Annotated in this window: 14 protein-coding genes; 4 read left to right on the top strand and 10 right to left on the bottom strand. The window is 70.6% G+C overall.

Features of this window, described 5'->3' with window-relative positions; all coding sequences use genetic code 11:
• Nucleotides 1-190: 190 nt before the first annotated feature.
• Together ACFV3I_RS09815 and ACFV3I_RS09810 are read left to right on the top strand one after the other, a co-directional pair.
• Entirely contained in the window at nucleotides 191-886 is a 696-nt protein-coding gene (locus ACFV3I_RS09815; RefSeq protein WP_247638730.1) for an ABC transporter ATP-binding protein, read from the top strand.
• On the top strand, nucleotides 883-2205 hold the full coding sequence (locus tag ACFV3I_RS09810; RefSeq protein ID WP_247638729.1) for an FtsX-like permease family protein: 1323 nt from the start codon (nucleotides 883-885) through the stop codon (nucleotides 2203-2205). The genes ACFV3I_RS09815 and ACFV3I_RS09810 overlap by 4 nt, the downstream gene beginning before the upstream one ends.
• Before the next feature lie 2 nt (nucleotides 2206-2207).
• Here ACFV3I_RS09810 and mutM read toward each other — a convergent pair whose 3' ends face one another.
• The 6 genes from mutM to ACFV3I_RS09780 form a co-directional block, all read right to left on the bottom strand.
• The gene (mutM, locus tag ACFV3I_RS09805) at nucleotides 2208-3074 is read right to left on the bottom strand and encodes a bifunctional DNA-formamidopyrimidine glycosylase/DNA-(apurinic or apyrimidinic site) lyase (protein ID WP_247638728.1); all 867 of its coding nucleotides are present in this window, start codon (nucleotides 3072-3074) and stop codon (nucleotides 2208-2210) included.
• Nucleotides 3067-3759 carry a ribonuclease III gene (gene rnc, locus ACFV3I_RS09800; RefSeq protein ID WP_136034544.1) on the bottom strand — a complete coding sequence of 231 codons (693 nt, stop codon included), beginning with the start codon at nucleotides 3757-3759 and terminating at the stop codon, nucleotides 3067-3069. The genes mutM and rnc overlap by 8 nt, the downstream gene beginning before the upstream one ends.
• 10 nt (nucleotides 3760-3769) lie before the next feature.
• Entirely contained in the window at nucleotides 3770-3979 is a 210-nt protein-coding gene (rpmF, locus tag ACFV3I_RS09795; RefSeq protein WP_050721097.1) for a 50S ribosomal protein L32, read from the bottom strand.
• 2 nt (nucleotides 3980-3981) lie between these two features.
• A complete protein-coding gene (locus ACFV3I_RS09790) occupies nucleotides 3982-4476 on the bottom strand; it encodes a YceD family protein (protein WP_378823220.1) in 495 nt (164 codons plus the stop codon).
• Between the two features lie 114 nt (nucleotides 4477-4590).
• A complete protein-coding gene (gene coaD, locus ACFV3I_RS09785) occupies nucleotides 4591-5088 on the bottom strand; it encodes a pantetheine-phosphate adenylyltransferase (protein WP_136034542.1) in 498 nt (165 codons plus the stop codon).
• Between the two features lie 30 nt (nucleotides 5089-5118).
• Nucleotides 5119-7293, bottom strand: coding sequence for an ATP-dependent DNA helicase RecG (locus tag ACFV3I_RS09780; protein WP_378803658.1), 2175 nt, complete (start codon nucleotides 7291-7293; stop codon nucleotides 5119-5121).
• Nucleotides 7294-7354: 61 nt separating this feature from the next.
• Here ACFV3I_RS09780 and rsmD point away from each other — a divergent pair, with 61 nt between their 5' ends.
• Nucleotides 7355-7969: a 16S rRNA (guanine(966)-N(2))-methyltransferase RsmD gene (rsmD, locus tag ACFV3I_RS09775; RefSeq protein ID WP_247638726.1), complete on the top strand. Its 615-nt coding sequence runs from the start codon at nucleotides 7355-7357 to the stop codon at nucleotides 7967-7969.
• On the opposite strand, the gene thiL is transcribed toward rsmD, so the two are convergent.
• Nucleotides 7939-8934: a thiamine-phosphate kinase gene (gene thiL, locus ACFV3I_RS09770; RefSeq protein WP_136034536.1), complete on the bottom strand. Its 996-nt coding sequence runs from the start codon at nucleotides 8932-8934 to the stop codon at nucleotides 7939-7941. The genes rsmD and thiL overlap by 31 nt on opposite strands.
• 23 nt (nucleotides 8935-8957) lie before the next feature.
• On the opposite strand from thiL, the gene ACFV3I_RS09765 reads away from it, so the two are divergent.
• The gene (locus ACFV3I_RS09765; RefSeq protein ID WP_206251329.1) at nucleotides 8958-9440 is read left to right on the top strand and encodes a DUF3515 domain-containing protein; all 483 of its coding nucleotides are present in this window, start codon (nucleotides 8958-8960) and stop codon (nucleotides 9438-9440) included.
• 19 nt (nucleotides 9441-9459) lie between these two features.
• On the opposite strand, the gene ACFV3I_RS09760 is transcribed toward ACFV3I_RS09765, so the two are convergent.
• From ACFV3I_RS09760 to ACFV3I_RS09750, 3 genes are read right to left on the bottom strand one after another with little or no spacing between them, the layout of a single operon-like run.
• On the bottom strand, nucleotides 9460-10542 hold the full coding sequence (locus ACFV3I_RS09760; protein WP_247638725.1) for a D-alanine--D-alanine ligase family protein: 1083 nt from the start codon (nucleotides 10540-10542) through the stop codon (nucleotides 9460-9462).
• A complete protein-coding gene (locus ACFV3I_RS09755; RefSeq protein ID WP_136034529.1) occupies nucleotides 10448-11581 on the bottom strand; it encodes an NAD(P)H-dependent glycerol-3-phosphate dehydrogenase in 1134 nt (377 codons plus the stop codon). The genes ACFV3I_RS09760 and ACFV3I_RS09755 overlap by 95 nt, the downstream gene beginning before the upstream one ends.
• Nucleotides 11571-12326, bottom strand: a complete 756-nt coding sequence (locus ACFV3I_RS09750) for a 1-acyl-sn-glycerol-3-phosphate acyltransferase (RefSeq protein WP_136034526.1) — start codon at nucleotides 12324-12326, stop codon at nucleotides 11571-11573. Before ACFV3I_RS09750 ends, ACFV3I_RS09755 begins: the two co-directional genes overlap by 11 nt.
• Between the last annotated feature and the right edge of the window lie 3 nt (nucleotides 12327-12329).

Below are 12329 nucleotides of genomic sequence, written 5' to 3'. Positions count from 1 at the left end.
ACGAGGAGAAGAACCGGCGGGGGCTCAACATAAAAGGGGCGGTTGGGTTCCGCTCGGTTTGGGACGGGGGCGTGGGGCGGAGGAAGTTTGGGTCCGGGGGGGGGGGGGTCATCCTCTGGGATGACTCCGCTCCCGGACGGTCATCCGGACGGCCGACGACGTGGGGGCCGCGCGCGGGAAGGCTGGAATCATGAACGCATTCGTGATCGAAGCTCACGCTCTCACCAAGACCTTCGGGGCCACGCGCGCCCTCGCCGGCATCGACCTCGCCGTGCAGCGCGGAGAAGCCGTGGCCATCATGGGCGCCTCCGGATCGGGCAAGACCACTCTGCTGCACGTGCTCGCGGGCATCACGGCCCCCGACGCCGGCAGCGTCACGTTCCACCCGTCCGCCGGCGGACCCGTCGAGGTCACCGCACTCGGGGAATCCGCGCGCTCGCGCCTGCGGCGCGAACGATTCGGCTTCGTGTTCCAGCAGGGACTCCTCATCCCCGAGCTCACCGCGGTCGAGAATGTGGCCCTGGCCTCCATGATCAACGGCGTGGCGAAGAAGGATGCCATCCCGCACGCCGCCTCCTGGCTCGCCGCGCTCGGACTGGCGGGAATGGAGGATCGACGCATCGGCGAAATCTCCGGCGGTCAGGCGCAACGTGTCGCGATCGCGCGCGCGCAGGCGACGGGGGCGGAGATCGTCTTCGCGGACGAGCCGACCGGCGCGCTCGACTCGCACACCTCCGCAGAGGTGATGGATGCACTGCTGTGGTCGACCACCGGCCAGGGACGCACGCTGGTGGTGGTCACGCACGACGCCGACGTCGCGGCACGCTGCACCCGTACGGTCGCCGTGCGTGACGGGCGCGTCGTCTCCTCGGCGGTGGACGCATGAACGCCGGCGTGCTGACGCTCCTCCTGCGGCCGGCCCGCGGCGAGAACAGCGTCCTCGTGCTCCCCGTCGTCGCCTTCGGCATCGTCACCACCCTGGTCCTCACGGTGATCGGCGGTGCGCAGTCGTTCTGGCGGTGGTCCGATGACAGTGCTGCCCTCTACCAGGCACTCGCTGGCATCGCTCTCGTCCTCCTCGTCGTGCCGCTCATGTCCCTCGGTGGTGCGGCCGCCCGACTGTCAGCGCGCCGTCGCGACGAGAGGCTGTCGACACTCCGCCTGCTCGGTGTCACACCCGCGGGGGTGACGGTCGCCACCGTGGCGGAGTCGCTGCTCGTGGCAGCCGTCGGCGCCGCGATCGGGGTGGCGGGTCACCTCGCGATCAGTCCGCTCATCGGCTTGATCCCGTTCCGCGGCGCACCGCTCGGGTTCGATGCTGTGCTCCTGCCACCCGTTCCGATCCTCCTCGTGGTCGCCGTGGTGCTGCTGCTGGCCGTGGTGAGTGCCTCCATCGGTCTGCGCCGCGTGGTGATCTCGCCGCTGGGAGTGCGCACTCGCGCCGTCGTCACCAAGATGCACTGGATCCGTGCGGTGATCGCCGTGGGGGGATTGGCGATCGCCTTCGTGCTCATCAAGGCGGTTCCCGCCATCGCCGGCGGGATGATCGCCGTCATCGTGCTGTGTGGCCTCTACGCCGCGGCGCTCGCCGTGCTGAACCTGGTCGGCCCCTGGGCACTGTCGATCTGGGCACGCACGAGCCTGCGCCGGGCACAGGAGCCCGACCGCATGCTCTCGGCCCGCATCGTCCTGGATGCGCCGAAAGCTGCGTGGCGTCAGGTCGGTGGCATCGCGATGGCGAGCTTCATGGCCGTCTTCGCGGGGACCGGTGTCGCGCTCATGGCGGAGATCGACGGTCCTGGTGCATCCGGGGCCGACGCGACGCTCGCCGCCGATATCCGCACCGGACTCATCATCACCCTGATCGGATCGTTCCTCATGGTGGCGGCATCCGTGGGCGTCAATCAGGCTGCGGACGTGATCGATCAGAGAGACCTCCACCGAAGCCTGCACCAGCTGGGGATGCCGATGGAGATGATCGATCGCGCCCGCCGACGCTCCATCGTCGCCCCGGTGCTCGTGACCTCTCTCGGCTCCGCCCTCTGCGCCGCGTTCCTCGTGTTCCCCCTGCTCGGAATCGCACTGATCACGGCGCCCGTCTCGATCGCCACCATCGCCGTGGTTCTCATCACCGGGATCGGGCTGGTGTGGGCGAGCACCTGGGCGACGCGGCCGCTCCTCGGGCGAGCCTTCCAGCCGGTGTGACCTCAGCGGCGGCGCTGGCAGGTCGGGCAGAAGTGGGACGACCGGTTCATGAACGACACCCGCCGAATGGCGCCGCCGCACCGCGGACACGGCTCCCCGCCGCGGCCGTAGGCATTGAGGGAGTGGGCGAAGTACCCCGCCTGGCCGTTCACGTTGACGTACTGCGCATCGAAGCTGGTCCCGCCCTCGGCGAGGGCTTTCGCCAACACGGTGCGGACCTCGGTGAGCAGACGGTGCACGGCCGGGGTCGAGAGTCGATCGGCCGGCGTCTCGGGGTGGATACGCGCGGCCCACAGCGACTCGTCGGCATAGATGTTGCCGATACCGCTCACGACGCCCTGGTCGAGCAGCACCCGCTTGACCGCGCTGTGCCGGCGAGCGAGAGCCAGTCGGAAGGCGTCGTCGTCGAAGAACGGGTCCATCGGATCGCGCGCGATGTGCGCCACCTGCGTCGGTACGCGCGAGGGCCCGTCCTCCACCAAGGCATCGACGGCGAGGGAGCCGAACGTGCGCTGATCCGCGAATACGACCGCGAGCTCACCGTGAACGGGATGCTCGATCCCGAGGCGCACGCGTTCATGGCGCTCGGACGGAGCGTCGGGAGCCCGCAGCAGCAGCTGTCCGCTCATCCCGAGGTGCGCGATCAGCGCCGACTCCCCGTCGTCATCGAGGGGAAGCCACAGGAACTTGCCGCGACGCATCGCCGCCGTGACGGCACGTCCCTCGAGGCGCTGCACGAAGTCGGCAGCACCCGCCGTGTGCCTGGTGAGGGCGCGCTCGTCGAAGACGCTCACGGCCGTGATCGTCGCGCCGACCGCGGCCGGGGCGAGGCCCGCGCGGACGACCTCGACCTCGGGAAGCTCAGGCACGCTCGTTGAGCACGCGCCAGGCGCTGAGCGCGGCCGCCATCTCCGCGGTCTTCTTGCTGCTTCCGGTGCCGGTCATCTCGACGTCTCCGACGGCGACCGTGGCCGTGAAGCGACGGTCGTGATCCGGTCCGCTCGCCTCGACCGAGTACTGCGGCGGCGTAGCACCCACCCGGGCGGCAAGCTCCTGCAGGCTGGTCTTCGGGTCCATCGCGGCGCCGTAGCGCTCCGGGTCCGCCAGCAGAGGCTCGGTCAATCGCAGCACCAGCTCGGTCGCCGCCTCCGGCCCCGCGGAGAGGTAGGTGGCGCCGATCACGGCCTCCATGGTGTCGGCCAGAATGGAGTCCTTGTCGCGACCGCCCGTCTGCTCCTCACCGCGACCCAGCAAGAGATGACTTCCGAGGTCGATACCGCGGGCCACCTCGGCCAGGGCCACCGTCGAGACGACGCTTGCCCGCCGCTTGGCCAGTTCGCCCTCGTCGAGGTCGGGGTGCGTGGTGAACAGCATCACCGTCACCGCCTGCCCCAGCACCGAGTCGCCGAGGAACTCCAGGCGCTCGTTGTGCGGGATGCCGCCGTGCTCGTAGGCGTAAGAGCGATGGGTGAGTGCCAACTCCAGAAGCTCCGCGTCGATGTCGACGCGGAGCTTTGCTGGGAGAGGTCTCGTCCCCCCGGGGACCTCCGTCACGGTACGCGACTCAGACGTCGGCGACCTTGCGGCCCTTGTACTCCAGGAAGAGCTCGGTGCCCTGCGAGTCGGTGACGACCTTCGCCTGGTGCGGACGGCTGTAGACGACCTTGCCGTTCTCGACGGTCTTGACGAGCGCCGGAGCCTCCGCCTTCCACTGCGCGCGACGCGAGCGGGTGTTCGAACGGGAGACCTTGCGCTTCGGGGGGTTACCAGCCATGACTAGCTCTCTTCTTTCTCGGCGGCACGGCTCTCTGCCGTGCCGTCTTGGTCTGTGATCTGCTGGAGCGCACTCCATCGAGGATCGATGGGAGCGGCCTGCTCCGTCCCGGTGCTCTCGGTCAGCCTCTCGCCTGTGACCGGGTCGAGCCCGAGGCAATCCGGCTGACACACCGGCTGAAATGGAAGCGACAATACGGCCGCATCCCTGACGAGAGTTTCAAGATCCACGTGGTCGTCTTGAACCTCGAAGTCAGTTTCTTCCTCACCAGGATACGCGAAAAGCTCCTGGAACTCGACTTCGACAGACTCGGAGATGTCGGTGAGGCAGCGGCCGCAGACGCCGACGTACTCTCCATCCGCGGAACCGGACACGAGAATGCCCTCGTGAACCGACTCCAGACGCACGTCGAGATCCAGCTCGGAGCCTGACTCGAAGGTCACGATGCCCTCCCCCCACTGCTCGGGGAGCGTCACCGTGAAGGTGTGCTCGCGCATCTCCCCCGGACGCCGGACGATGTCACGGACGGGGAGCACGAAGGGGCTGTTGAGTCGGGAACGCACCCCTCAATGCTACCGGGGTCTCCCTGCGACCGGGCCGGACGGGCGGCCTCAGAGGCCGCGCGCACCGGTGTCGAGGAACGACGCGACGGCCGGCGGAACGAACGGCGCGATGTCTCCCCCCAGCGACGCGACCTGGCGCACGAGCGAGCTCGACACCATGGCGTGCGCGGGATCGGGCAGCAGGAAGACGGTCTCGATGTCGGCCAGGTGACGGTTCACGATCGCCATCGGCGACTCGTACGCGACATCGACCTGCGAGCGGATGCCCTTCACCAGCACGCCCGCGTTCACGTCGCGCGCGTAGTCGACGAGGAGACCCATGCTCCAGGAGCCGATCACGATGTTGCCCTGCATGCCGTCCTCGGCGATCGAGCGCTCGAGCAGGGACAGCCGCTGCGCGATCGGCAGCATCGCCTCCTTGCCGGGGTTGTGCACCACCAGCACGTGCAGCTCGTCGTACAGGGCGGCCGCGCGGCGGATCACATCGAGGTGACCCAGGGTCGGCGGATCGAACGAACCCGGGACGACGGCGATCCTGCTGCTCATGCATCCAGCCTAGGGCACGGCCGAACGGCGTCAGTTCTTCGCCAGCGCCGCGCGGTCCTCGTCCGTCACGCGGCGACCGATGGCGTCGCGGAGACCGGGGTGGCGCGCGAGTTCCGGGTCGTCGGACAGGATCCCCTCCGCGAGCTCCCTCGCGCGGGTGATCAGCGCCGCATCCTTCACGACCCTGAGCAGCTTGAGCGACGAGCGCACGCCCGCCTGCGCAGCACCGAGCACGTCGCCCTCCCCCCGCAGCTCCAGATCGACCTCGGCCAGGGCGAACCCGTCCAGGGTCGCAGCGACCGCATCGACCCGCTCCCGCGCGACGGAGCCTTCCTCGGCCTCGGTAACCAGCAGGCACAACCCCGGCACGCCGCCACGACCCACACGTCCGCGCAGCTGATGGAGCTGCGACACCCCGAAGCGGTCGGCATCGAGCACGATCATGGTCGAGGCGTTGGGCACGTCGACCCCGACCTCGATCACGGTCGTCGCCAGCAGCAGATCGATGTCGCCGCGGGCGAAGGACTGCATCACCGCATCCTTCTCCTCCGACGGCATGCGCCCGTGCAGCACCGCGCGCCGGAGGCCGCCGAGCGTCGGATGCGTGGCCAGCGCCTCGTCGAGCTGCACGACGCCCCAGCGCGGCCCCTTCCCGCCCTCCGGCGCCAAAAGCTCCTGCTCGCCCGCCTCCGCCGTCTTCGCCGCCGTGTCGATCGCCGCGCATACCGCGAACACCTGTCGACCCTGCGCGATCTCCTCCGCCGCCCGCTCCCACACGCGGTTGAACCAGCCGGGATGCTCGGCCAGCGGAGCGACGTACGACTCGATGCCGGCGCGACCGGCGGGCATCGTGCGGATGACCGAGGTGTCGAGGTCGCCGAAGACCGTCATCGCGACCGTGCGCGGGATCGGCGTCGCGGTGAGGACGAGCGCGTGCGGACTGGATCCTTTCGCGCGCAGCGCCTCCCGCTGCTCCACACCGAAGCGGTGCTGCTCGTCGACAACGACGAGCCCGAGATCGGCGAACGTGGTCTTCTCCCCCAGCAGCGCGTGCGTCCCGACCACGATGAGCGACTGCCCGGAGGCGACCCGGAGCGCAGCCTTGCGCCGCTCGGCCGCGGGGAGCTGACCCGTGAGCAGCGTCGGCATCAGCAGCGGGGCGAGCTGCGGGCCCAGCATCTTCGTGATGGAGCGCAGGTGCTGGGCCGCGAGGACCTCGGTCGGGGCGATCAGGGCCGCCTGTCCCCCGCTCTCGGCCACCTGCAGCATGGCGCGCAGCGCGACGAGGGTCTTTCCCGAGCCGACCTCGCCCTGCACCAGTCGGTTCATCGGCCACGCACCGACCAGGTCATGCGCGATCTGCGCGCCCACGGTCTCCTGGTCGGGGGTCAGGGTGTACGGCAGCGCAGCGTCGAACCGTTCGAGGAGCCCACCGGGGTGAGCCGGGCGCGACGTGGCCGCCAGGGCGCGCACCGCCTGGCGCTGCTGCAGCAGCGCCGTCTGCAGGGTCAGCGCCTCGTGCATGCGGAGGGTGCGCACCGCGGGGTCGATGTCGTTGCGCGTGCGGGGGCGGTGGATGCGCTCGAGCGCCTCCCGCGCCGTGAGCAGTTCTTCGCCGCGACGGACCTCTTCGGGCAGCGGCTCAGGCACCTCGGTCAGCCCGTCCAGCACGCGGCCGACCAGGCGGGCGATCTGCCACGTCTGGATCGCCGACGTCGCCGGGTAGATGGGAATGGGCACCGCCGCCCGCGCGTCGGCCCGACGGCGCGCCGCATCCTCATCATCGAACAGCTCGTACTCGGGATGCGCGAACTGCGTGACGCCGTTGAACTCGCCCACTTTGCCGGAGAATACCCCGCGTCGGCCGACCGCGAGATCGTTCGACCGCCACTCGGCCGCACCGATGTTCTTCGCGAAGAAGGTCAAGGACATGCGGCCCACCCCGTCGCCGATCACCACGTCCACCATCGCGCCGGGTCGGTTGCGCATACGACGGAAGCTCGACGACAGCACCTCGGCGACGATCGTGACCGTCTCGCCGATCGGGAGATCGCGGATCGGCGTGAGCTCACCCGGATCCGCATAGCGCCGCGGGTAGTGGCCGAGCAGATCGCCCACGGTCTTCATGCCGAAGGCGCGACCCAGCGTCTTGGCCGACGCCGCGCCGATAGCCTCCTCCAGCGAGGATTCGAGCGTGAGCGACATGCTCCGAGTCTAGAGAACGCGACCGACACGACGTCGTCGCCCCCTGTCGTATCGTGAACGGGTGACCAGGATCATCGCAGGACGCGCGCGCGGCATCCGTCTCGAGGTTCCTGGGGCGGGGACGCGGCCCACGAGCGATCGCGTGCGGGAGTCCCTGTTCGCCGCGCTCGAGTCGCTCGAAGCGATCGACGGCGCGCGGGTCCTCGACCTGTACGCCGGCTCAGGGGCCCTCGGGCTCGAGGCGCTCAGCCGCGGAGCGTCGACCGCCGACCTGGTCGAGCGGGGTCGCCCCGCCGCGGCCGTCGTGCGCCGTAACGCGGGAGCCGTGGCCAGGGCGAGCGGCCGGCCGCCGGCACGGGTGCACGAAGCGAGCGTCCGCTCCTACCTGGCCCGCGCCACGGGGCCCTACGACCTCGTGTTCACGGACCCGCCGTACGACCTCGATGACGCCGCCATGACCGCGGACCTGATCGCCCTCGCGCCGCTCCTGAGCGACGACGCGGTGCTGATCGTCGAACGTGCCCGTCGCTCCACCCCTCCGGACGTCGAGGCGGCGGAACTGCACGTATTCCGCGAGAAGACCTATGGCGACACCGCGCTCTGGTGGTGCGAACGCGCGGGCGAGGCCGCGCCTGCGGAACAGGATCAGCCCGCCACGGAGTCCCAGTCGCGATAGGGGTCCCAGCCGCTGACGTCGACCGGGAGGTCGTCGCAGAGCAGGTTCTCGTCCGCGCGCTCCCTCACGGTGCCGATCGCCCGGAACCCCGGCGGCAGGATCCCGTCCGGGAAGCTCGCCAGCAGCGCATGATCCTCCCCGCCCGCCAGCGCCCGCTCCGGGAAGTCACCGAGCTCGGCGCGCTCCAGCGCGATCGTCACCCCCGAGGCATCCGCCATCCGCCGCGCGTCGAGCGCCAGCCCGTCGGAGACGTCCATCATCGCGGTCGCCCCGGCCGCCGCGGCCACCACGCCCAGCCCGATCGGCGGCGACGGACGCAGCTGCGCAGCCACCGCCGCGCTCTCCCCTGGTCCGAGCAGGGACGGGTCGACCGGAATCGGCGCGTCCCCGTCGCGGAAGCGCCCGAACAAGATCGCGAGCCCATGCGCGGCATGACCGAGTTCGCCGGCGACCGCGACCACGTCACCGGGTCGCGCACCCGCCCGCGTGACGGGAGGGCGCCCTTCCAGGTCACCGAGAGCGGTCACCGCCACCGTCAGCACATCGGACACCGTCAGGTCGCCGCCCACCACCGCACACCCCGGCGCCAGGGCCGCGCACGCATCGCGGAATCCGTCGGCCAGCCGTTCCACGAACGACAACCGCAGATCGCGCGGCACCGCCAGGGCCACCAGCAGCGCGGTCGGACGCGCCCCCATCGCCGCGACGTCCGCGAGGTTCACGGCCGCGGCCTTCCAGCCGAGATCATGCCCGCTGGACCACGCCAGTCGGAAGTCGGGACCGTGCACCAGCGTGTCCGTCGTCGCGACGACCGAGCCCGACGGCGCCGCGATCACGGCCGCATCATCACCCGGCCCGAGGAGCGTGTGCGCTCCCGGGGTCGTGCGGCTCAGGATCGACCGCAGGATGCGTCCCTCCGAGAGCTCTGCCAGGCGCGGGTCGTCGGCATCGGGTCGGGAGTGCATGTCGTCAAAGGTAGCCTGGATGCATGCCCCGTTCTCGTCGTCTCGCCGCCGTCGCCGGGGCGATCGCCCTCGCCGCCGTCGTCACCGGATGCTCGACCACCGTCCACCTGGAACCCGCGGACGACGCCAACGATCCGGGCTGCGCCTCCGTCTCCGTGCTGCTCCCCGACAGCGTCGACGGGTTCGACCGGGTGTGGACCGACGCGCAGGCCACGGGCGCCTGGGGCGACCCCACGATCGTGCTGCGCTGCGGCGTGGAGCCCCCCGCGCCATCGGCGCTCGTCTGCACGACGCTCGGCGGCGTCGACTGGCTGGTGCTCGATCAGGAGGAGGAGCGGCAGCGCCTCGTCACCTACGGGCGCGAGCCCGCGGTGGAGGTCATCATCCGCCGCGGCGAGCAGATCGACTTCCAGTCGATCGTGAACACCCTCTCGTCGAGCATCCAGTCCGGCCTGTCGCCCGCGACCGCGCAGTGCACGGACCGCGTGGAGTTCCCCGCGGGCTGAGCGCCGCGGAGAACCCGGGTCAGCGGCGCAGACCCGCCTCCACCAGCTCCGTGATCAGGTCGCGGTAGCTCAGCCCGGAGGACACCCAGCACTTGGGGAACATCGAGATCGGCGTGAACCCGGGCATCGTGTTCAGCTCGTTCACCACGAGCTCGCCCGACGGCGTGAGGAACATGTCGACCCTGGCGAGGCCCCGGCCGTCCACCGCCTCGAACGCGCGGACCCCGGCCTCCTGCACCGCCGACACCTCCGCGTCGCTCAGCTCGGCCGGGCACACGACGTCGACCCCGTCGCCGCCGAGGTACTTGCCCTCGAAGTCGTAGAAGCCGCGCGACGTGAGGACGATCTCGCCCGGGAGCGAGGCACGGACACCCTCCGCCGCCTCCAGCACCGCGACCTCGATCTCGCGCCCGGTGATCCCCGACTCGATGAGGACCTTGTCGTCTTCCGCGAACGCCACAGCGAGAGCCGCGTCGAGCTCCTCCGGGGCGCTCACCTTCGACACCCCCACGCTCGAGCCCGCCCGTGCGGGCTTCACGAACACCGGGAGGCCCAGACCGGCCGCCTGCTCGCGTACCGACGACGGGTCGCCGTCCCACGCCGCGCGCCGCACCGTGACCCACGGCGCGACCGGGATGCCCGCGGCCTGCAGGGCGATCTTCATGAAGTGCTTGTCCATGCACAGCGCCGAATCGAGCACGCCGCCGCCCGCGTACGGCACCTCGAGCGTGTCGAAGTACCCCTGGATCGTGCCGTCCTCGCCGTGCGGTCCGTGCAGGATGGGCAGCACCACGTCGATCTCGCCGAGACCGTCGACGGCGCCGCCGGGGTGCACCACGCGGAGCGTGCGGTCGCCGCCCGGCTCCGGCCACAGGATGCGCGTGCCATTGTCGACCACCTCGGGCAGGTGCGCCGCATCGAGCGGGAACTTCGCCGGGTCGTCGTCCTCCAGCACGAAGGCGCCCTCGCGCGTGATCCCCACCGGGATCACCGCGTAGCGGTCGCGGTCAATCGCGCCGAGCACTCCCCCCGCCGTTGCGGAACTGATCGAATGCTCGCTGGAGCGCCCTCCGAAGAGCACCACCACCGTCTGCTTGTCCATGGTTGGTCCTCTCCCCCTGCGGGGTGTCGTCGTCCGTCGTGAGATGCGGGGCGATATCCCGGGGATCCATCTTGCCGTCGAGCACCATCTTCACCTGCTCGACGATCGGCATGTCGACGCCGGCCTCGCGGGCGAGCTGCAGCACGGGGGCGACCGAGGCCAGCCCCTCCGCGGTCTGCTGCATCTGCTTCACGACGTCCTGGAACGAATAGCCCTGTCCGAGCAGCCGCCCGGCCGTGTTGTTCCGGCTCAGCGGCGACTGGCACGTCGCGATCAGGTCGCCGAGCCCCGCGAGCCCCTGCAGCGTCTCCGGCTGCGCGCCGTTCGCGACCGCGAAGTCGGTCATCTCGACCAGACCACGCGTGATGATCGAGGCCTTGGTGTTCTCGCCGTAGCCGACGCCGTCGACGATGCCGATCGCGACGGCGATGAGGTTCTTCAGCACCCCGCCGAACTCGGTGCCGATCACGTCGGTGTTCACGAACGTGCGGAAGTAGCCGTTGCGCGCGGCCCGCGCCACGACCTCCGCCGTCTCCTGGCTCAGCGACGAGATGACGGCCGCGGTGGGCTGCTCGCGCGCGATCTCCAGCGCCAGGTTGGGGCCGGACGCCACCGCGATGCGCTCCGGGTCGCAGCGCAGCTCCTGCTCGATCACCTGACTCATGCGCAGACCCGTGCCCCGCTCGACCCCCTTCATGAGGCTGACGATCCGGGCATCGCCGGACGCGATCAGCGGTCGCAGCGCCTTGAGGTTCTCGCGCAGCGATTGGCTCGGCACCGACAGGTACACCTGTTCCGCCCCGTCGAGCGCCGAGGAGAGCTCGTGCGTGGCCGCCATGGTGCGCGGGAGGTTGATGCCCGGCAGGTAGCGCGAGTTGCGCTTGGCCTCGTCGATCTCGTGCGCCAGCTCGGCGCGGCGGGCCCACATCGTGACCTGCGCTCCGCCATCGGCCAGGATCTTCCCGAACGTGGTGCCCCAGCTGCCCGCGCCGATCACGGCGACCCGGGGTCCCGCTGGTGTGTTCCTCTTAGGAGTCAAGTCGACCGGTCTCCTTCTGGCCGTGGCTCGCGGGGTTCCACCGCTCCGCTGGTGCCTTCTCCTCGCGCAACTCCTCGAGCAGCGCCGTGATCGCGTTCATCAGGCGGCTCGTCGCCTCGGTCAGCGCGGCGGGCTCGGTCGCACGCCCGCGCAGATCCTCGACGTCGATCGGGTCGCCCACCAGCACGCGGACCGGCTTGCGCAGCGGCCAAAGGCTCAGGCCCTTCTGATAGCGACCCATGATCTCCTGAGTACCCCACTGCGCCATCGGGATCAGCGGGATCCCGTCGGCGAGGGCGAGGCGGACCGCGCCGGACTTGCCGCGCATCGGCCACAGATCCGGGTCGCGCGTGAGCGTGCCCTCCGGGTACACGATCACGCCGCGGCCGTGCTCGACGAGCTCCGCCGACTGCGCCATGGTCTGCTTGGCCGCGGTCGCCGACGACGTCCGCGCGACCGGCACCATGCCCGTGCGACGCAGCACCCATCCGAGCACGGGGACACGGAACAGGCTCTCCTTCGCCATGAACCGCGGGGCTCGGCCGATGCGCCACACGGCGACCGCGACGATCAGCGGGTCGAACTCGGAGTAGTGGTTCGGGGCGAGCACGAACGCGCCGTCGCGCGGCAGCTTCTCACCACCGGTGACACGGATCTTGGCGAGCAGCGACACGAGCGGGATGACGATCGCCGCGAGCGGCCAGAACAGACTCGGACGCGTCTTCTCCGGCGACCGGGAAGCCATCGG

Origin of the sequence: Microbacterium sp. NPDC059771, assembly GCF_042732495.1 — a bacterium.
GTDB lineage: Bacteria > Actinomycetota > Actinomycetes > Actinomycetales > Microbacteriaceae > Microbacterium > Microbacterium sufflavum.
Note: the sequence above shows the minus strand (reverse complement) of the source record. Positions and strands in the feature narration are given on the sequence as shown.

Coding starts and splice junctions, on each gene's coding strand:
- rpmF (WP_050721097.1), bottom strand. CDS start 3,979: ATGGCTGGTAACCCCCCGAAGCGCAAGGTCTCCCGTTCGAACACCCGC.
- ACFV3I_RS09760 (WP_247638725.1), bottom strand. CDS start 10,542: ATGGACAAGCAGACGGTGGTGGTGCTCTTCGGAGGGCGCTCCAGCGAG.
- ACFV3I_RS09815 (WP_247638730.1), top strand. CDS start 191: ATGAACGCATTCGTGATCGAAGCTCACGCTCTCACCAAGACCTTCGGG.
- ACFV3I_RS09810 (WP_247638729.1), top strand. CDS start 883: ATGAACGCCGGCGTGCTGACGCTCCTCCTGCGGCCGGCCCGCGGCGAG.
- thiL (WP_136034536.1), bottom strand. CDS start 8,934: ATGCACTCCCGACCCGATGCCGACGACCCGCGCCTGGCAGAGCTCTCG.
- ACFV3I_RS09780 (WP_378803658.1), bottom strand. CDS start 7,293: ATGTCGCTCACGCTCGAATCCTCGCTGGAGGAGGCTATCGGCGCGGCG.
- coaD (WP_136034542.1), bottom strand. CDS start 5,088: ATGAGCAGCAGGATCGCCGTCGTCCCGGGTTCGTTCGATCCGCCGACC.
- ACFV3I_RS09750 (WP_136034526.1), bottom strand. CDS start 12,326: ATGGCTTCCCGGTCGCCGGAGAAGACGCGTCCGAGTCTGTTCTGGCCG.
- ACFV3I_RS09790 (WP_378823220.1), bottom strand. CDS start 4,476: ATGCGCGAGCACACCTTCACGGTGACGCTCCCCGAGCAGTGGGGGGAG.
- ACFV3I_RS09765 (WP_206251329.1), top strand. CDS start 8,958: ATGCCCCGTTCTCGTCGTCTCGCCGCCGTCGCCGGGGCGATCGCCCTC.